The 19,619-nt window shown below is 67.7% G+C and carries 15 protein-coding genes; 9 read left to right on the top strand and 6 right to left on the bottom strand.

The window, feature by feature from the left end; genetic code table 11:
- The first annotated feature begins 117 nt into the window (after positions 1–117).
- From A5697_RS05625 to A5697_RS05595, 7 genes are all read left to right on the top strand, one after another.
- Positions 118–495 carry an STAS domain-containing protein gene (locus A5697_RS05625; RefSeq protein ID WP_067945065.1) on the top strand — a complete coding sequence of 126 codons (378 nt, stop codon included), beginning with the start codon at positions 118–120 and terminating at the stop codon, positions 493–495.
- Positions 496–554: 59 nt separating this feature from the next.
- Positions 555–995, top strand: coding sequence for an ATP-binding protein (locus tag A5697_RS05620; RefSeq protein WP_082953252.1), 441 nt, complete (start codon positions 555–557; stop codon positions 993–995).
- An 86-nt stretch (positions 996–1,081) separates the two neighbouring features.
- Positions 1,082–1,702 (top strand): TetR/AcrR family transcriptional regulator, encoded by a 621-nt coding sequence (locus A5697_RS05615; protein WP_067945062.1) that lies wholly within the window; start codon positions 1,082–1,084, stop codon positions 1,700–1,702.
- Between the two features lie 110 nt (positions 1,703–1,812).
- Positions 1,813–2,949, top strand: coding sequence for a phosphotransferase (locus A5697_RS05610; RefSeq protein WP_068008679.1), 1,137 nt, complete (start codon positions 1,813–1,815; stop codon positions 2,947–2,949).
- 116 nt (positions 2,950–3,065) lie between these two features.
- On the top strand, positions 3,066–4,826 hold the full coding sequence (locus A5697_RS05605) for an amidohydrolase family protein (RefSeq protein WP_068008676.1): 1,761 nt from the start codon (positions 3,066–3,068) through the stop codon (positions 4,824–4,826).
- 10 nt (positions 4,827–4,836) lie between these two features.
- On the top strand, positions 4,837–6,180 hold the full coding sequence (locus tag A5697_RS05600) for an SRPBCC family protein (RefSeq protein WP_067945056.1): 1,344 nt from the start codon (positions 4,837–4,839) through the stop codon (positions 6,178–6,180).
- A gap of 148 nt (positions 6,181–6,328) precedes the next feature.
- Positions 6,329–6,610: a hypothetical protein gene (locus A5697_RS05595; RefSeq protein ID WP_156673170.1), complete on the top strand. Its 282-nt coding sequence runs from the start codon at positions 6,329–6,331 to the stop codon at positions 6,608–6,610.
- Positions 6,611–6,615: 5 nt separating this feature from the next.
- Here the strand turns inward: A5697_RS05595 and A5697_RS05590 are convergent, their stop codons facing one another.
- The gene (locus tag A5697_RS05590; RefSeq protein WP_068008723.1) at positions 6,616–7,278 is read right to left on the bottom strand and encodes a response regulator transcription factor; all 663 of its coding nucleotides are present in this window, start codon (positions 7,276–7,278) and stop codon (positions 6,616–6,618) included.
- Complete coding sequence (locus A5697_RS05585) at positions 7,278–8,495, bottom strand: sensor histidine kinase (protein ID WP_067945054.1); 1,218 nt, start codon at positions 8,493–8,495, stop codon at positions 7,278–7,280. The genes A5697_RS05590 and A5697_RS05585 overlap by 1 nt, the downstream gene beginning before the upstream one ends.
- 134 nt (positions 8,496–8,629) lie before the next feature.
- On the opposite strand from A5697_RS05585, the gene A5697_RS05580 reads away from it, so the two are divergent.
- Complete coding sequence (locus tag A5697_RS05580) at positions 8,630–9,010, top strand: hypothetical protein (RefSeq protein WP_067945052.1); 381 nt, start codon at positions 8,630–8,632, stop codon at positions 9,008–9,010.
- Positions 9,003–11,867 carry an RND family transporter gene (locus tag A5697_RS05575; protein ID WP_068008672.1) on the top strand — a complete coding sequence of 955 codons (2,865 nt, stop codon included), beginning with the start codon at positions 9,003–9,005 and terminating at the stop codon, positions 11,865–11,867. Before A5697_RS05580 ends, A5697_RS05575 begins: the two co-directional genes overlap by 8 nt.
- Here A5697_RS05575 and eccCa read toward each other — a convergent pair.
- The 4 genes from eccCa to A5697_RS05555 all read right to left on the bottom strand — a co-directional run bounded on the left by eccCa (position 11,845) and on the right by A5697_RS05555 (position 19,497).
- Positions 11,845–16,047: a type VII secretion protein EccCa gene (eccCa, locus tag A5697_RS05570; protein ID WP_068008669.1), complete on the bottom strand. Its 4,203-nt coding sequence runs from the start codon at positions 16,045–16,047 to the stop codon at positions 11,845–11,847. The two genes, A5697_RS05575 and eccCa, sit on opposite strands and share 23 nt — an antisense overlap.
- Positions 16,048–16,050: 3 nt before the next feature.
- Positions 16,051–17,535, bottom strand: coding sequence for a type VII secretion protein EccB (eccB, locus tag A5697_RS05565; protein ID WP_068008666.1), 1,485 nt, complete (start codon positions 17,533–17,535; stop codon positions 16,051–16,053).
- Between the two features lie 2 nt (positions 17,536–17,537).
- Positions 17,538–18,365, bottom strand: coding sequence for a transglycosylase (locus A5697_RS05560; RefSeq protein ID WP_068008720.1), 828 nt, complete (start codon positions 18,363–18,365; stop codon positions 17,538–17,540).
- Between the two features lie 199 nt (positions 18,366–18,564).
- Positions 18,565–19,497 (bottom strand): hypothetical protein, encoded by a 933-nt coding sequence (locus A5697_RS05555; protein WP_369806072.1) that lies wholly within the window; start codon positions 19,495–19,497, stop codon positions 18,565–18,567.
- Between the last annotated feature and the right edge of the window lie 122 nt (positions 19,498–19,619).

Here is a 19,619-nt window from a genome sequence, read left to right as displayed (position 1 = left end):
GTCTCCTCCGAAGGGCAAGCGCTTTCCGTGGGGTTGAACAAGCAGCCCCCGGTGTTGGCAGTGGCTGTTTTAAGAGCTAACGGTGTCCCACCAGGGACCGAATGTGAGTGATAGACCATGGGCGAATTTACTGGTGATCCAATCGATCCGACCGCTTTCTCAGTGGGAAAACAGCAGGTAGATCAGGCGGTCGTGCTGACCGTCTCGGGTGAAGTGGACATGCTCAGCTCGCCGCATCTGGCCGAGGCCATCCAGACCGCGCTGGCGACCAAACCCGCCGCGCTGATCGTTGACCTGTCGAAAGTGGACTTCTTGGCGTCAGCCGGGATGACCGTTCTGGTGACCGCGCAGGCGGAGACCGAGCCGCCGACACAATTCGCGGTCGTCGCCAACGGCTCGGCGACGAGCAGACCGATCAAACTGATGGGAATCGACAGCGTGCTCGCGCTCTACAGCTCGCTAGACGACGCACTGAGCGGCATTGCTGGTGGGTGAACCTCGAGATGGGGGCACAACTGGGAACGATGGGGCGCTCTGATCCTCAACCGCATGACGTGTCGAATATCGATGACCGATCCCGCTTCGCGCGGAATCGCGTCGCCGCTGACCCGCGCAGCGCTGCTCGCGCCCGAGCCGAGTTCGGGATCTGGCTCGAAACGCATTTCACGCTCAGTTCCGACCGGTTCAGCGACGTCCTGCTGGCGGTGAACGAAGCCATCGCCAACGCCGCGGAATTCGCCTATTGCGAGGCTTCCCGGCGCGGGACGCTGGACGTGAGCGCGGCCTATGACCGGCAGTCCGACACCTTGTCCGTCACTGTCGACGATCGCGGCCGTTGGCGTCAGCAACTTCCGGCCCATTACCAGCAGCAACGCCGCGGACGCGGCATCCCGTTGATGGAGACACTCGCCGACGACGTGGCCATCGACCGCACCCCGCGCGGCACCCGCGTCACCTTGACCTGGACCGATCTGACGCAACGCCGGAACGCTTGACCCCGCGGTCCCCGACTTGCATCCGATGTGCTTGGTCCGCAATGGAATTCGTTGTCATGGGGAACTGACCCCGTAACATCTGCGCCATGGAACCGAGTCGCCGGTGGGGCGACGACCGCGCGATCCTCGATGACGAGGAGGCCCGCAGGCGCATCCTGGATGCCGTGGGCCGCTGCATCGCGCGGCGCGGCAACACTCAGTTCCGGATGGGTGAGGTGGCCGACGAGGCGGGCGTGTCGCGATCCACGGTCTACCGGTATTTCCCCGGCCGCGACGACGTCTTGCTGGCCCTGATCCTGAAACGGGTCGACCACGCGCTCGGCGAATTGGTCCGCTCGCTGGCCGCCCCCGACGATCCAGTGCGGTCGGTGCCCGAGATGGTGCTGGCCCGCGTCGAGTCGGTGGACGGCGATCCACTGAATGAAGCGCTGTTCGCCGCCGAGAGCACGGCCGTGGCGACGGCGCTCCAGAAGGGTTCGGAGCCCATCGTGGAGACGCTGTTGCGGCACTACCAACCGCTGCTGGATCGCTGGAAGTCGGCCGGCCGTCTGCACGCCGATCTCGACCCACGGTCGGTTGTCCAATGGCTGCACACGGCGACCATGTTTCTCCTGGCGCCCTCTTGGCGGTACCGCCCGGTCGCCGACCAACGCGAGTTCGTCGACCAATTCGTGGTGCGCGCCCTGGTACCGGAGATCAGACAATAACGCCGTATTGTCTGATGCCCAGACGTTCGGGTATTTTTGTCTGACCCCGTGCCGCGATGTCCGAACGACTCGCGGTGCGGGTGACACGTCCGCACCAAGAAACGAAAAATATGAATAACCCCGTGACGCGGGCGATTTCGGCTGCCGGCTTGGCCGCTCACCTGGGCCGCGGCGTGGGCCGGGTCGCCACCGACGCGGTGGTCGGCGGCCGATTGGGGTTGCCCCGGCGAGTGCGGGACCTCGACGCTGCAGTGCTCTCCAAGGTGATGGGCACCGCCGTCAGGACGGTCCGCGTCCTGGACAGCGACGCGGGGACGTCGTCGCGGGCGCGGCTGGTGCTGACCGGAAAGAACGTCCCGGACTCGGTGTTCGTCAAGCTCGCGGCGAAGACGGCGGCCACCCGGTTGATGGGTGAATTGGGCCGGCTCGGACACACCGAGGTGCGGTTCTACCGCCAGCTCGCGCCGCAGGTGGTCGGGACCCCGTATGCCTATGGCACGGCGTTCGACCCGTGGACGGGGCGCTACCTGCTGGTGCTGGAGGACCTTCCCGCCGATTCGTGCGAGTTCCCCGACACCCTGCACCCGCTTTCGCCCGAGCAGGCCAGCCTGATCGTCGAGCTGCTCGCCGACCTGCACGCCACGTTCTGGAACCGACTCCCGCGCGACGGGCGCGGCCCGTTGGGCTGGCTCTACACGCCGTCCGGCGACGTCACCTCCCTGCTGACCGGATCGCTGATGCGCGCCTCGATCAAGCGCCTTGCCGAGCGCACCGAGATCCCCCTCGAAAGCGGCCGCTTCATCGCCGACAACTACCGGGCCGTCGCCACCCTCATCGACACTCCCCCACACGCCGTCATGCATGGCGATGCGCACCCCGGCAACATGTACTTCCACGGCGGTAAGGCCGGATTGCTGGATTGGCAGGCGGTGCGGCGCGGGCACCCGTCACGCGAACTGGCCTACACGCTGATCACCAGCCTGACGCCCGAAGACCGCCGGACGACCCAGCGCGAACTGCTCGACGACTACCGCCGCTCGCTCGCCGCGGCGGGTGGGCCCGAACTGGGCCGCGACGAACTCTGGCTGCGCTTTCGCCAGGCCGCGCTGTACGCGTACGTGGCGCCGCTGATCACCGCGGGCCTGGGCGGCCTGCAGGCCGAAGAGGTTGCCATGGAAGGGCTGCGGCGCGGTGTAGAAGCGCTCGACGATCTGGAAACGGTCGCGGCGCTAAAGAGTTCGCTTTAAGGCAAGCGAGTTTCGCCGAACCTATTGCGGTGACCGCGCCAAGAGTTACGCTACTTCTAGTAGCGTAATGCTGCGGGTCTTTTGCGTCTTCAGCCGCTGGCGGCAAGGAGAGTCTCATGTTCGACCTGAAGATCGTTGGTGGCACCGTCGTCGACGGCACCGGCGCGGAGCGCTATCGCGCCGACGTCGGCATCAAGGACGGCAAGATCGTCGATGTGGTCCGCCGCGGCACCGATCAACCCGAAATGGGCGGTGAGGCCGCCGAAACCATCGATGCCACGGGCCTGGTGGTGGCCCCGGGCTTTGTCGACATCCACACCCACTACGACGGCCAGGTGAGTTGGGACAGCCTGCTCGAGCCGTCCAGCGGCCATGGCGTCACCACGATCGTGACCGGAAACTGCGGCGTCGGCTTCGCGCCGGTGCGCCCCGGCACCGAGAAGTGGCTGATCGAGTTGATGGAGGGCGTGGAGGACATTCCCGGCACAGCGCTCACCGAGGGCATCACCTGGGGCTGGGAAACCTATCCCGAATACCTGGACGCGATCGACAAGCACAAGTTCGCCGTCGACGTCGGCAGCCAGGTCGCCCACGGCGCCGTTCGCGCCTACGCGATGGGCGAGCGGGGGGCGCGCAACGAGCCGGCCACCCCAGAGGACATCGAGGCCATGGGCCGGCTGGTTCGGGAAGCGATCGAGGCCGGCGCGCTCGGATTTTCCACCTCCCGCACGATGGGGCACCGCGCGATGGACGGCGAACCGGTCCCCGGCACCTACGCCGCCGAGGACGAGCTGTTCGGCCTCGGGCGCGCCATGGCCACCGGCGGTCAGGCCGTCTTCGAGCTGGCACCGCAAGGCGCCGCGGGCGAGGACATCGTCGCCCCCAAGAAGGAACTGGACTGGATGCGCCGACTGAGCGCCGAGATCGACCGGCCGGTCTCCTTCGCTCTTATTCAAGTGGACGCCGACCCCAACCTGTGGCGCGAGATGCTCGACCTCTCCGCCGACGCGCACGCCGGCGGTGCCCGGCTGTACCCGCAGGTCGCGGCCCGGCCGTTCGGCATGATGATCGGATTCCAGGGCCATCACGGCTTCAGCCACCGGCCCACCTATCGCCGTCTGGCCGCCGAATGCAGCCGCGAGGAACTCGCGCGACGCCTGGCCGATCCCGCGGTCAAGGCCGCCATCCTGGCCGACGACGACCTGCCCGCCGACCCGACCCTGTTGTTCGACGGGATGTTCGCCCTGGTGCAGCACTCCCCGCACCGCCTCTACGCACTCGGCAACCCGCCCGACTACGAGCCCACCCCGGACCGTACCGTCGCGGCCATCGCGAAGGCGCGCGGCGAGGACCCGCTGTCCACCCTGTACGACCTCATGCTCGAGCAGGACGCAACCGCCATGCTGATGCTGCCGCTGTACAACTATGCCGACGGCAACTGCGACGCGATCCGGGAGATGCTGCTACACCCGGCCGGCGTGCTCGGTCTCTCCGACGGCGGCGCCCACTGCGGGATGATCTGTGACGCTTCGTATCCCACGTTCCTGCTCACGCACTGGGCGCGGGACCGGCGCCGCGGCGAAAAGCTGTCGCTGGAGTACGTGATCCGCAAGCAGGCCCGCGACACCGCCCACCTGTTCGGCCTCACCGATCGCGGCACCATCGAGCCGGGCAAGAAGGCCGACATCAACGTCATCGACATGGATGCCCTGACTCTGCATCCCGCGGCCATGGCCTTCGACCTGCCCGCCGGCGGCAACCGAATCCTGCAGGGGGCGAGCGGCTACGCGGCCACCATCGTCAGCGGGACCGTGACCCGGCGCCACGACGTCGACACCGGTGCGCGTCCCGGCCGCTTGGTGCGCGGAGCGCGTTAAGGCTGCACGCATGAACGCGTCCGCCGGCAATCCAACCCGCGCCCGCGACGAGGACGCCATCGGCACCCCGCCGGAAAGCCCGGCCCGGGTGCCCGCGCACCGGTATTACTCCCCCGCGTTCGCCGCTCTGGAGTTCGAGCGGATGTGGCCGAAGGTCTGGCAGCTGGCGTGCATGGTCGACCACGTCGCCGAGCCGGGTGATTATTTCGAATACCGTTGCGGCCCATACGGTGTGCTGATCGTACGCGGTGATGACGGGGCGCTGCGGGCCTTCCAGAACGCCTGCCGCCACCGTGGCAACTCCGTGTGCGTGGGATCGGGCTCGGGGCTGCGCGAGCTCAAGTGCGGCTATCACGGGTGGACCTGGGACCTGGCCGGCACGCTCAGGCGGGTGCCCAACCGCAAGGGCTTCGGGTCGCTGAAGATGTCCGACTTCCCGCTGGTGCCGGTCCGGGTGGACACCTGGGAGGGACTGGTTTTCGTCAATCCCGACCTCGACGCGATGCCGCTGCTCGAGTACCTCGAGGCGGTGCCCGACGACATCGCGTGGTGCCGGCTGAGCGACTTCCGCTGCTATGCCACGCTGACCGTGGAGGTCGACGCGAACTGGAAGACGATCGCCGACGGTTACAGCGAGACCTACCACATTCAGACGCTGCACCCGGAATTGCTGCGCTGCGTCGACGACATCCATGCGCCACAACAAATCTGGGGTCACACCGGAAAATCAGACCAGCCCTACGGGGTGCAGAGCCCACGCTTCGACGGCGCGCTGAGCGACGAAGAGGTTTGGGACGCTTACGTTTACACGCAGGGCGCGCTCATGGGGGCCGCCGAAGGCACCCCCTTCCCCGGACACCAAGCGGGTGAGACCGTGCAGGATCTGATCGCCGCACACACCCGGGCGTTCGCGGCTACCCGCGGGGTGGACCTCGACTGGGCGGACACGGACCGGATCACCCGCCTGCACCAGTACAACGTCTTCCCCAACATGACGCTGCTCGCCAACGCGGACCACCTGACCGTGATGTGCTCCCGGCCCGGACCTGACCCCGATCACGGCGAGCTGGTCATGTTCTTGATGACGCGGATGCCGCCCGGCGCCGCACGCGCCAAGCCGACCGATGTCCGGGTGACCGCCGGTGAGGCCGAGCCCGGCGTGGTGCTCACCCAGGACATCCAGGTGCTCGCGGGCCTGCAGCGCGGCATGCATCAGCCGGGTTTCACCCATCTGGTGCTGTCCAGCGAGGAACGGCGCGTGATCAACATGCACCGCAACCTTGAGCGTTATTTGGACCTACCCGCGTCGGAGCGAATGACCGGCGGCCCGACGGATCAACCGCCGCCAACATAATTCGTGTAGACACGCCGTAATCGGTCCGATGCGATTTAGAATCCGTTTCGTGATGACCCCGTCAAACCCGTGGGGGGACGACCGAGGGCAACTCGCGCATCAGCTACAGATGCGATATCAACCGCTCGCGCGAAGACGCGCGCGGCGAATGTGCCAGAACTTGGAGCGCGTCGGCGTCCGAGCCGCGCCCGACCGCGTGCGGGAGATGCTGGCGGGTGCGCCCCTGGCGGCTCACGAAGCGATGGACATCCATTTCGCGCTGATCGCGCTGCGGCTCGAGCGTGAAACACGCACCGCGCGGTACAAGCGGCTGAAGCGGCAGGGCACCCGCTCGCTGATGTTCGCCGGGTTGGTCCTGGTGGTGTTGAACTTCCTGATGTGCATGGCCTACGGCCTGCTGAACCTGGCCGAGCAGGGCGCGCCGCTCTAGATCCCTCAGCGCGGGACGACGATGCCGTTGTCGTAGGCGTAGACGATCGCCGCGGCGCGGTCGCGCAGGTCGAGTTTCCCGAAGATCCGGCCGATATGGCTTTTGACCGTGACGCCGGAGATGCAAAGTTGGTCGGCGATCTCGGCGTTGGAATGGCCCCGGCCTATCAAGGTCAGGACGTCGAGCTCGCGGGTGGTCAACTCCCCGATCGCGGTGCCACGCGGACCCGGGGCGGCTTTGCGGTACGTGGTGAGCACGCGAGCGGTGACCGCGGGATCCAGGTAGCTGTCGCCTTTGGCGACCGCGCGCACCGCGCGGATCAGTTCCTCGGCAGACGAGTCCTTGAGCACAAAGCCGGCCGCCCCTGCGCGCAACGCCTCGGACAGCAGCTCGTCCTCGTTGAATGTGGTCAGCGCCAGCACCGGCGGCGCGCCCCCGAGCCTGCGTGTCGCCTCGATGCCGTCGACCCGGCGCATGCGCAGATCCATCACCACCATGTCGGGCCGGTGCTCGGCCACCGCCGCAGGCACCTCGTCACCGTCGGAGCATTCCGCGACGATGACGAAACCGTCCTTGCGACGCAGGATCCGGCGCAGCCCGGAGCGCACCAGGTCCTGGTCGTCGACGAGCAGGACGCTGACCTCAGGGGTCTCCGGGGTATGTGGGATCACGCCTTGCACCACCACGGGTGCCAGCCGGTGTCACCTTCGTGCAGCGGTATGTCGGCGCGCACCGACCACCCGTCGTGGGTCGGGCCGGCATCGATGGCCCCGCCGAGCAGCTCGACGCGCTGGCGCATGCCGCGCAACCCGCGCCCCTCGGCGGAACGCGGGGCGGCGATCGCCACCGGTAACCGGTTGTCGACCGCGAGACTCGCCGACGCTACCGAGACACTCAGCGCCACTGTAGATTTCGAGTCCGGCGCGTGTTTGGCGATGTTCGTCAGCGATTCTTGGGTGATGCGGTACAGCGCGAGACCGACCGCCGGCGAGACGCGTTCGGCGGAACCCTCGACGCGCAGCGCGACGTCCAGGCCGGCGCGCTGAAAATCCGCGACGAGGACGCCGACGTCGTCGATGCCGGGTTCGGGGGTGGTCTGCGCGGGTTTCGTGGGCGAGCCGTCCAGCAGTCCGACGGTGCGCCGGATGTCGGCCATCGCCTGCCGGCCCAGGCGCTCGGCCTGCTCGAGCGCCTCGACCGCGTCGTCGACGTCACGGTCCTCCTGCAGTCCACGTCGCGCACCCGTCACGTGGAGCAAGGTGATGCTGAGCGAGTGGGCGATGACGTCGTGCACTTCGCGGGCGATGCGCCGGCGCTCGTCGGCGGCGGCGTGCTCGGCCAGCATCTTCTGCGCCTCGATCTGTTCGGCCAGCAGCAACCGTTGACTGCGCATCACGTAACCGAGCAGCCACCCGGCCCCGACGAAAGCCAGGTACAGCCCCACCGCGTCCAGGCGGTGCAGTCCAGAGGCGGCGAGCAGCAACGCCACCGCCGACGCGGCGGACAACAAGCCGACCGCTATGGAGCTCAATGTGGCAATAGACAACACCAGCAGCACCAGGAGAGCCGGGGCGAAATCGGCGTGAATCGGTGTCGACGTAGCGAACAGCATCATGGCGGTGGCGGTCATCCAGGTCGCCCACATCAAGACCGGGCTGAGCTTGGTGTTCAGGAAGAAGAACACCAGCGTCGGTGCGATCGACACGGCGAACGCGGCCAGTCCGACGGGGAGGTCGCCGGACGGGCGCTGCAGGATCGCGATCACCGCGCCGCCGATATGGCTGACATCGACGGCGATGAACGACGTCCAGGTGAGACCGACGGGAATGAGCTCGCCTCGCCGGCGAAGCTGTTCGCGCAAGTACCCCGTTGCGGTACGCAACATTGTCCAATCCTAAGAGAGCGCGCCGCCCGACCACATCATGCCGTGGGCGGCAATCGCCTCCGCCCGTGGTAGGAGGCGAAGACTGCACTTCGGCACGACGCGCAGCGGGCGACCGCTTTCCTAGCGTTTCAGTCATGACATGGACACTGCTGCACGACCGGATGGCCTTCATGGCCGAAGTGATCAAGGCCGCGGAGGCCGACCCCGAGGGGGCACTTGCGTTGGTCGCCAACTCATCCGAGGTGGCCCGGCTATTCGGTGACGAGGAGGGGCTGCTCCTTTCGCTGGGACAGCGCTGGATCACCATGCTGGTGGCCAAGCTCGATCAGGCGGCGCACGAGGGTTTGGCGGCCGAACAGGTGCGGGCCGATCTCGAGGCCGCCGAGCCTGGTCTGCACGCGCTGCTACGGGTCGGCTCCCGCAGGTCGCTGCGGGTACGCTCCCTGACCCGGGGCGAGCACGTCGCCGTGGGCCTTTTCGGCGGACCGACCGGCGATCGGCAGACCGTTGCATGACGGACGGGGATTACTGAGCCGGCTCACCGGCCGCTACGCGGTTCTGATCGTCGGCCTGTGGGTCCTGGCGGCCGCGGCCGCCAACCTGGCGTTCCCGCAACTGGAGCGAGTCGTCGATTCACACGCCAGGTCATTCATGCCGACGGACGCGCCGAGCGCGGTCGCCGCCTCGCGAGCCGCCCAGCTGTTCGATCAGACACCCAGCAACAACTTCGTTTATGTTGTGCTGGAACGCAATCAGAAGCTGACACCCGGCGACCGTCAGTTCTATGACGCGCTGACGACGGCGCTTGGCTCCGATCACCGACACGTGTACGCGGTGACCGACCTGTGGTCGCAGCCCGCCACCGCCGCCGGCGCGCAGAGTTCCGATGGGCGCGCCGTCAGCGTCATGGTGCGGCTGGCCGGAATGCTCGGGACCGCCCAGGCGCGCGATTCGGTGAATGCCGTCCGCGCCACCGTCCACCAGCTCTCACCCCCGGCCGGCCTCGAAGTCCATGTCACCGGGCCCGGCGCCACGATCGTCGACGAGTTCTCCGCGATCGATCGACAGATGCTCGGCATCACCGCCGCGACCATCGGTCTCATCCTGCTTTTGCTACTCGCCGTGTACCGGTCGCCGATCGCGGCCGCGATTCCCCTGGTGTCGGTCGGGCTCGCCCTGGCGCTGGCCCGCGCCGTCGTCGCCGCGCTCGGCCAGTCCAATGTGGTTGAGGTGTCGCTGTTTTCGGTGGCGTTGATGGCCGCCATGACCCTGGGTGCCGGCACCGACTACGCGATCTTCCTGGTCGGCCGCTACCACGAGAGCCGCCGCCGCGGCGTCGCGACGACCCGGGCGTTAGCCGAGGCTTACCGGTCAACCGCGCCTGTGGTGATCGGGTCGGCGCTGACCGTGTCAGTGGCACTGGCCTGTCTGGTGTTCGCCCAGGTGGGCTCGTTCCGGAGCGCCGGGTTGCCCTGTGCTATCGGCATTTTGGCGACCATGGTCGCGGCGCTGACCTTGACGCCCGCACTCATGAGCCTGGCCATCCGCCGGGGCTATCTCGAACCGCGCCCGTCGAAGACGGCACGGCGCTGGCGCCGCGTGGGGACGGCGGTGGCGCGCTGGCCCGGGCCGATCCTGGTCGCCGCCGGCGGGTTGACCCTGCTGATCGCGTTACCGCTGACCGGCATGCGGGTCGGCTTCAACGAACCCGCCGCCACGCCGTCCGCCACCGACTCCAACCGCGGCTATCTCAGCGCGGACCGGCATTTCGCCGCCAACTCCCTGTTGCCCGACGTTGTCGCGGTCCAGGCCGACCACGACCTGCGTAACCCGGCCGGCCTGATCGCCATCGAACGAATCACGCGCCACATCATGGCCGTACCGGGCGTACGTGCGGTGCAGTCCGCCAGCCGCCCCGACGGCAAGGTCCCCGAACAGGCGACGTTGAGCTATCAGGCCGGTGTCCTCGGCCATCAGTTCGACGACACCATGGACTCGCTGACCCAGCGCCTGAAGCGGGTCTCCGAGCTGGACGCCGCCCTGGCTCAGACACAGCTCGCTGTCGACGGCCTCGGGAATGGATTGCGCGGTGGCAGTGCGGGGTTGACGGACATGTCGGGCGCCGCCGACGACATGCGTTCCGGCATGGACGGGCTGCGGCGCAACGTCACAACGGTGTCGGGTTACCTCGACCCGCTACGGGACTTCGTCGGACGGACGCCCGACTGCGCCGCCAATCCGATCTGCTCGACGGTGGACCGCGTGCTCGAGCCGGTCGACAGCCTGGTCGAGACGTCGTCGCGCCTCGATGCCGGCGCCGCGAAACTGACCAGCGGCTCCAGCACGGCCGCCGCCGCGATGGCCGGCCTGCCGCGGAGCGTGAGCTCGATGAAAGACGCGCTGGGCCAAGCCCGTTCGGCGACACACGACCTTTTGGGCCTGACCGACACTCTCGGACCGCAGATGCGTCAGCTGACCGACTACCTGAACGAGATAGCGACGCAATTTCAGGGCAGTGCGGCGGCGGATTTCTACATGCCGCAGCGCGCGTTGACCGATCCGCGATACACCGCCGCGTTGGGTCACCTGATCTCCGAGAACGGCCGCGCCGCTTACCTGCTGGTCTACGGAGACGGGTCGGAGTGGGGCGGCGACGGAGCCAAGCGGGCGGACCAGGTACGCACCGCCATCAAGGAGGCCACCAAGGAAGGCACCCTCACGCCGGTGGAGGTCGACCTTGCCGGCGTCGGCCCCGTGACGGCTGACCTGCAGCGCTTCGTCGCCGGTGACACCAAGTTGCTCGTGGGCGCCGCGTTGGTGCTCATCTTTGTGATCGTCACGGCGATGCTGCGCAGCCCGGTCGCGGGCCTGGTTGTCGTGGGGACCGTCGTCACCTCGTTCGCTTCGGCTATCGGTGCCAGCGTGCTGATTTGGCAGCACCTGCTGCATCAGGATCTGCACTGGGCCGTCGCCCCGATCGCGTTCATCGCCCTGATCGCGGTCGGCGCCGACTACAACCTGCTGCTGGCTTTGCGCATCAAACAGGAAGCGGCAGCGGGCTTGAAGACCGGCATCATTCGCGCCTTCGGCGGCACCGGCGGTGTGGTCACCGTTGCCGGCATCGTCTTCGGCCTCACCATGCTGGCGTTGCTCAGCAGCAGCGTGCTCAGCATCGCCCAGATCGGCACGACTATTGCCGTGGGGCTGTTGCTGGACACCCTGGTCGTGCGGGCGTTCATCGTGCCGTCCATCGTGGCGCTGCTGGGCCGCTGGTTCTGGTGGCCGCGTTCGCCCCGTCCTCGTGCCGACTCCGACGCGGAAGTGGTTGAACGCCAGCCGGTTCCGCTGGCTACTGCTGTTGGATCACCGTAGATGGAAGCCCGACCAGCACGCCTTCGACGTCGCCATCGGCGCCCACCATCAGGCCCCGTCCCGGTGGGAGCGCCTGGGCGCGGACCATCCGGTTGATCCGGTTTTGCGGGTCGTTGTCCATGTAGAGCTGCGCCACCTTCGCCGAGTTCTGGAACCGCATCCACGGATCCATCTGCAGCGTCGCCCAGTTCGCACTGTTGCGGGTGGTGAACACGTGCAGGCCGATCTGCCGCGCCCGTTCCATCAGCTTCCACAACGCCGCCCCCACCGGAGGTTTGGGCGGGTAGCTCTGATCCGGGCGCAGGTCCTGGACATCGTCGATGAGCACGAAATGCCGCGGACCTTCCCACGGCTTGAGCGCGCGCAGCTCCTCCTGGCTCAAACCCTTGGGTGGCAGCCGGGGCAGCAGGATCTGTTGTGCGAGTTGGGTGATCACCTCGTCGATCTCGTCTTGGTCATAGGCGTACGCGCGCACATAGCCAGGTCCGCTGAGATCACGCAGACCGTGCGGGGCCGTCTTCGGGTCGATGAGCGTCAGCTGGGCTTCCTCGGGGCCGAACCTGCTCATGATCGCCTCACCGATGGACACGAGCGACAGCGTCTTCCCACAGCCCTGGCGGCCCAGAATCATCAAGCCCGGGCTTTCCTGCAGCTTGAGCGGGACCGGGCCCAGTTCGTGGCGCTCACCGATCGCGAATGCGATCGACAGGTCGTCAGCGCTGCGATGCGCGGCGTCGTACTCCAGAATCGCCCGCAACTCGACCCGCTGCGGAAGCCGTTGCAAGGTGGCATGTTTGGTCACGCCCGCGACGTCGGCGATCCGCGCGCCGACATCGACGATGCTCACCAGCGCGCCGGTGGCCGGATCGGCGAGCGCCGGGACCCCAACCCGCAGCTCGTGCAGGCTGTCGGTCAGACCGAAGCCCGGACGGTTCAGCGTCCGCCGGGCCGCGTCGCGCGACTCGAGCGACGAATGCCCCATCTGGCTTTCGCTCGGGTCGGCCAGGCGCAATTGGATTCGCGCCGTGGCGTTTTGCAGCAGGCTCTGCCGCTGCCCGTGGATCCAGCCGCCGGCGCTGCACATCACGTGGACCCCGTACTCGGGACCGCGGCTGCTCAACGAGATGATGCGGTCGCCCAAGACGGTGTCTTTCGAGTACACGTCGTCGTAGTCGTCCACCACCACGAACACATCGCCGAAGGGATCGTTGGGATCAGTCCCGCCCAGCCCGTCGCTGCCCGGCGCGAACCGGCGCTCGCGGAAGCCGTCGAGGTCGATCTTCAGCCGCCGGAACGAGTCCTCACGCGCGTCGATCAGCGCGTCCATGCTGCTCAAGATCCGCTCGATGCCCTCCGCGTCCTTCGGCGACACGATGTCGGTGACGTGCGGCAGTGACGCCACCTGCGCCAGGGTCGCGCCGCCGATGCAGAAGAACGTCACGCGTGCCGGGCTGTACATCGTTGCGGCCGAACACATCAGCGTCATTAGGGTGGTCGTCTTGCCGCGTTGCTTGGCACCCACCACGATGACGTTGCTCCGCAGCGCATCGACGGCGTGCACGATCTGCTTGGACTCCTCGGGGATGTCCATGACGCCCACCGGGAACATCAGGCCCGCGTTCTGGCCGTAGTCGACATGCCAAGGCTTGCCGCGGTAGGCCGACACCAGAACGTCGACGGGCTCGGGGTCCTCCAGCGGCTCCAGCCATGGCCGGCGCGGCGACCGGTGTGGAACGTCGTGCAACGACTCGCGCAGGACGTCGACGATTTTCTTCCGCTTGAAACCGTCATCGTGGTAGAGGAATTCGTCAGGCTCGGTGTCCGCGGCGGCAGCCGCTTCCAGGGCCGCGGCGTCGGATTCCTCCAGCGGTTGGAACTGCCAGTTGTACAGCCGCGGCTTGGTCAGGGTCATGTCTACGGTCGTCGCTACCTCCTTGCCTTTCGGCACCACGAAGGGAGCCGAGAGATAGAAGCAGCGGAACGGTTCGAGATCGCGCGGCCCCACCTTCAGCAGGGCGAAGCCGTTCTCCTTCGACGGCAAGTGGTAGGCGGCGTCCGATCCGATCACCTCGCGGCTGTCGTCACCGGACTCCGCGCGCAGGGCGATCCGGAATGCGATGTTCGACTTCACCTTCTGCAGCGAGGACAGATCCAGCCGCTGCCCGCCCAGCATGAAGAAGACGTTGGCGCCACGGCCTTCCTGACCGATGTGGATGATCAGGTTGATCCACTTCTCGTGATTGGCAAAGAGTTCCAGATACTCGTCGACGATGACGAGCAGGACCGGCACCGGCGGCAGGTCCCGTCCTGCCAGCCGGATCTCTTCGTAGTCGTTGGCGTCGCGCGCGCCCACCGAGGTGAACAGTTCGTAGCGTTGTTTGATCTCGCCGTCGATGACCCGGCGCATCCGCTCGGCCAGATGCCGCTCGTCCTTGCCGAGGTTCGACAGGGCGGCCACCACATGCGGGAGGCCCAGGATGTCCTGGGCCGCCGATTCGAACTTCATGTCGACGAAGATCACGTTGAACGTCTCCGGCGAGTGTGTCAGCGCGATGCCGTAGACCAGCGACAGGAAGAACTCCGACTTTCCCGAGCCGCTGGTGCCGATGACCACGGAGTGAAATCCGAAGCCGCCGAAGTCTTTCGCGCGGATGATGATGTTCTGCAGCTCGCCGGTGGGTTTCGCACCGACGGGGATCTCACACCATCTCTCGTCACCGCGGCCACGCCGCTCGGCCCACAACCGGTCGACGTCCAATTGGCGGGGATCGACGATGCCCAGCGCCCGCAGGAGCTCGGTGGCGCCGCCGGTCGAATCGGCGATCTCGCTACGCGTGGTCGGCGACCACCGCGCCATCGCGCGCGCATACCGGTAGGCCCGGTGGATCGACAGCTGGTCGGCGTGGGCGAAGAACTTGTCGCGCACCCGCAGCAGGGGCGCCGGGCGGCCGTCCTCACCGTCCGCGTCGAAGCCGTTGCGGCCGAGTTTGACTTCGCCGTTGACGGGCGCACTGTGCCGCTCGCCCATCTCGAACACCTGATCCTGCGCGAAACCCACGCCGGTGCCGACTCGGGATGCGATGCGTAGCAATGTGATTCCGGCCTTGCCTACCTGGCCGACCACGCTCTCCCACGCGTCGGGGCTGCCGGTGTTGTCGTCGACGATCACCAGGTGCGGTCCCAGATCCACCGTGTCGACGCCCGTTTCGAGCGCCGATCCCATCGCGGTCGGGCTCGCCGGCGCCGGGGGCGTCCACGCGCCCCGCTTTCCCTTCATGTGCAGCTCGGCCCCCAGGGTCTCCTCCAGCTCCTCAGGTGTGGTGAACACCAGGCGCCGCCAGCCGCACGCGTCGAACAGCTCGTCGTGCAGATTGTGCGGGAGCCACACCATCCACGACCACACCTCGGGATTGCGGGTGACCACCATCAATTTGAGGTCGCGCGGGTTGTGGAACACCGCCAGGGAGCACAACACCGAACGCATCAGCGACCGCAGCCGGTCCAGGTCGTCGCCGACAAAGCTGAAACCCGGCGCCGAGCGCAGGTTGACTACCTTGGCGATGTCGCGAATCTTGCGCTGCTCCAAGATGAAATCGCGCAGGGCCTGTCCGGTGACGGGTTCGAGCTCTTCGTCGGAGGCGATGTCGGGCCACGTCACCGACAACACCGAGTCCGGCGCGTGCTGCACCCCGGTGCCCAGCCGCACCTCCAAGAAATCCACGTCACCGCGGCCGCGCTCCCACATCCGCGGCCCACCGATGATGGCCCCGAGCCCGCGCGGATCGGAGTGCAGCGCGTTCTGCCATTCCCGCTGCGCGCACACCGCGGTCTGGATCTCGTCGCGGTTCGTGTCGAGGTCGCGCAAGTAGCGGCGGCGGCCCTTTTCCATTTCGCCCCAAGTGATCTTGCGCGCGCGTCCGAAGCGGCCGGAGAACGCCAGCATGCTGAACGCGCCGATACCCATCAAGGGAAAGAACCCCGTGGAAAGGCTGCGGACGCCTGACACGTAGAGCATGACGATGGTGCCGATGAGTGCCACGATGAGCGCCGGCACCCCGATCATCACCCAGATGTTGCGGGGCTCGCGCTCGGGCAGAGCGATCGGCGCATTCGGTGCTACCCGAACGGGTTTCGGCGGCTCGAGCTTGACCCGGTTGATGGGAAACGCTTTCTTGGACATCCCCTAGCCTCCCGCCTTCGATGTCGTCACCACGGCCGCCTTGCCCAGCGCCGGCACCGTGTCACGCGCCACGAGCGCCGCTTCGCGCGACAAGGCCGGGCCCGCAGCGAAAGTCCGCAGCAATGGCCACGGCGCCTGCACCGCGGAAGCCGGATCGAGCCCGAGCGCCCGCATCGTGTCGTCGTTGGCGGCGATGCCGAACCGCACGCCGTTATCGGAGACCCAGAACAACGATTCGCGGGAATCGGACGTGACGACCCCGCTGGTCGAGGTGACGAAGTTGGCCGCCCCCGGCAGCACCAGCACCTGGTTGGCGACCACCGATGCCGGGTCGCGGTCGTCGCGCACCAGGTGCACGATCCGGTCATCCAGATACGAGTACACCGGAAGACCCCGCCCGTTATAGATCACGACGCGGGCCTGTGGATCCGTGGAGCCCTTCTCCCACCCGACGCAGGTGGTCGGATTCGCCGCCGTGTCAACGAAATTCAGCCGCTTTGTTGGGTAGTAGTCCACGGCCAGCGAATTGACCTGGGGGATGTTGACCAAGACGTCGGGGGTTACCACGCGGGGCGCCGTCGACCCGTAGGAGTTCGCGCTGCGAAGCAGATCGGCGACAAAGCTCGTGATCTTCTGCACCCCGTCGGGCAGGAGTACGTAGAACTGCTTGCCGCCGCCGGCGGTCTGAGCCTGCAACACCGCGCCCACCTGCGACCCCGAGACCCACGTCGACGGTGCGCCCGCCTGCGGCACATCCGGGACACGCAGCGGCTCGGTCGCGGGGAGTCCGTCGTAGAGCGCGCGCGAAATCTCCACTGGCGACGTCACTCCGGGGTCCAGGCCCAGGCTGAGGGTGATCGCCCGGCTGGCCGGATCGACCTGCGAGCGTTTGCCGCCCCAGATCACATACGTGTTGCCCTCGAACGTCACGAGCACGCCGGCATCGTCGGCCAGCGGGGCCGCGCGGCCGCCGCCGTCGAGTGTGCCCGCGATTGACGTGACGACCGGCTTGTCACCGCTGCGCGGGCGCCCCGCCGTATCGCAGACGGCCCACGCCGAAATCCCGCCGCGATTCACCGGCATCGCCGCCGGCGCACCCGGGATGCCGATCAGCGGGCCGGTCGGATACTTGGCGATCTCGCTGCGCTTGACCCACGTCGGCGGGTTCGCCGTTCCAGTGGCCAGCCGGGCCGACGTCAGGTTCAGGGCGGGATAGAGCCGGCCGTCGATGCGGGCGTAGATCGCGCCGGAATCGCGGTCCCCGATGATCGCCGATTCACCCACTGCGCCAGTCGGTTTGAGCACGTTCAGCAGCATCATCCAACCGGCGCCGATCGCCACCAACAAGATCGACAACACCAGCGCGGCGGTCTGCTTGCGGTCGTCATGTTTCATCCGCACCGAGAACCGGGTGGTCGCCGCGCGCAGCCGTCGGTTGTAGAACAGGTGACCGGAGTTCTGGTCGCGGTTCGACAAACTCAGCGGCATGCTCAATACCCCTTAGGTGATCGGCGTGGATCGGCCTGCTGAATCCGATCGGCCAAGTTCGACGCGTCCGCGGCGACGTGATAGCGGCCCATCGCATAGTTGATGAACGCGCACGCCTGCGCCACCAGATTGTGGATGTCGCGGGACGTTCCCGGCTGGTGATACGCCGCGAAGGTGGGGCCGATGAACTGCCAGGCGCCCTTGCTCGGCGTCCCGCGCGCCGCGTTGGAGTCCCAGTCGTTGACAGCGTCGGCGTTGTAGTTAGACTCGCGGCGCGCCACCAGATCCATGCCGCGTTCCCACCGGGCACGTGCCGCCGGGTCGTGAATACCCTTGATATCCAAGGCTTTGCGGATCGCCGCCAGGACCGCCGCCCGCCCGCTGCCCTGGTCCCCTCGCATCGCCGCCCGCCTTTGTCGGTAGCGCAGCCGCCTTAGCCGCAGCGCCAGGAGTCGTGCCCGCCGGCGCGAGCCGGCGATGTGCCGGTGCTGGGTCCGCAACCTCGCGGCCATCCGCGCCATCGCCTCGCGGCGGGCCATCGGGGTATCGGCGGGCGTGGCGTCGGCCTTCGCGTCTTCCAAGACCGCGCGGGTCGCCGTGCTTGCCTGCGCGTGGTCGGCCCGCGCGGTCGCCAGGATCTGTGCCAGCTCCCGGTCGGTGTCGCCGGAGCGGCGGGCTTCGTCCAGGGTGTTCGCCGACCTCGTCGCCGCAGGTCTCGGGAGGCCCTCGGTTCTGACCCGGGCGTGCTCCCGCGGGGGGTGGACCGGAGCGGCGATGGTGTCACCGGCGAACAGGCCATGGCCACGGGCCAAGACCGCCACCGCGTGCATCGTCAGCGGATCAGTCGACGACTGCCCCACCCTGGTCCCCTTTTTCCCACACCCTCTGCCCGGCGAAATCCGTACTCAATAGCATGCACGAATAGGCAGTCGCGCTGTCAATAACGAGCGATTACGTAGCGACCCTACTGCCGGGCGCGTAGGCCGACCACTCACCTTTCGCCCGAGTGGGAATGGCTTGTGGTGCCGCCTATTCCTTTGCCTCGTCCTCGCTTGGCATGATCACGATTCGGCGATTCGGCCGGTTGGTGACGACGGTGGGTTTGTCCTCACCGGGTTTGGGCCCGGGCGGGGTCGGCGGCATCGTCAGGCGACCCTTGACGGGCTGGCCGTTGGGCACGCCCGGCGCGGAGATCCGCTTCTCCGGCGGCTTCTCTTTGCTGCCTTCGCCGTGGGCACCCATCGCGCCGGGCGGCATCATTCCCATGCCGCCCATGCCGGTCGGGCCCCCAGCGGTCGGGGCGCCGCTGACCGGCGGGGTCATGACCGGCTTGGCCGCCCCTGCGGGGGTCGTCGGCGGGGACGACGTCGGTACGGGTGGCGGACCCAGAGAGCTGGCGGGGGTGGTGCCACCACCGCCGAGGCCTCCGCCACCACCGCCCAGGCCTGCGCCGCCGCCGGCCCCGGAGCCCGGGCCGACGCTGTCGACGAGATGCGCGTCGCTCGCGAGCCCGGCTCCGTGAGCGCCGCCCTGCACGGCGCTCATTAGCGGCTGGATGGCGCTCTGGCCGGCCTGCATCGCCTGCTGGGGCAGCTGGGTCAGCGGCTGCATGATGCCACCGACCGCGCCGCCGAGGGCACCCGTGATGCTCTGCAGCATCTGCTGCATCATCTGCGGGGCTTGCTGACCGATGTTCTGCATCTGCTGCTGTGATTCAGCTTCGTTCGCAGGGAATTTCGCGGCCGCATCGGCGGCGTGGGCGCGGCGATCAGCGTCCGCGGCCGCGGCGTCTGCCGCGTCTTTCGGAACACCGGCGTTCGCGGCGGCGATTGCTGCTTGAGTAGCCGGGCCCCCTGCGGGCGAGGTGTCTGGCGGAGCGCCTTGAGGCGGCGTCACCGGCGGCAGATCGGCCGGTGCATTCGCCAGGATTCCGTAGACCAACGGATTCGATTGGATTGTCACAGTTCCACCCCGCTTTCCTTCTCACGACACCGGCATTGCTCGCCGAAGTTGATTTTTCCATAACACGCCCTGGGCGGTAGTCACCTTGACGCTCAATGGTCGACAAAACCACCAATGACCAG

It is taken from the genome of Mycobacterium sp. E3251 (assembly GCF_001666835.1).
Classification (GTDB): domain Bacteria; phylum Actinomycetota; class Actinomycetes; order Mycobacteriales; family Mycobacteriaceae; genus Mycobacterium.
Note: the sequence above shows the minus strand (reverse complement) of the source record. Positions and strands in the feature narration are given on the sequence as shown.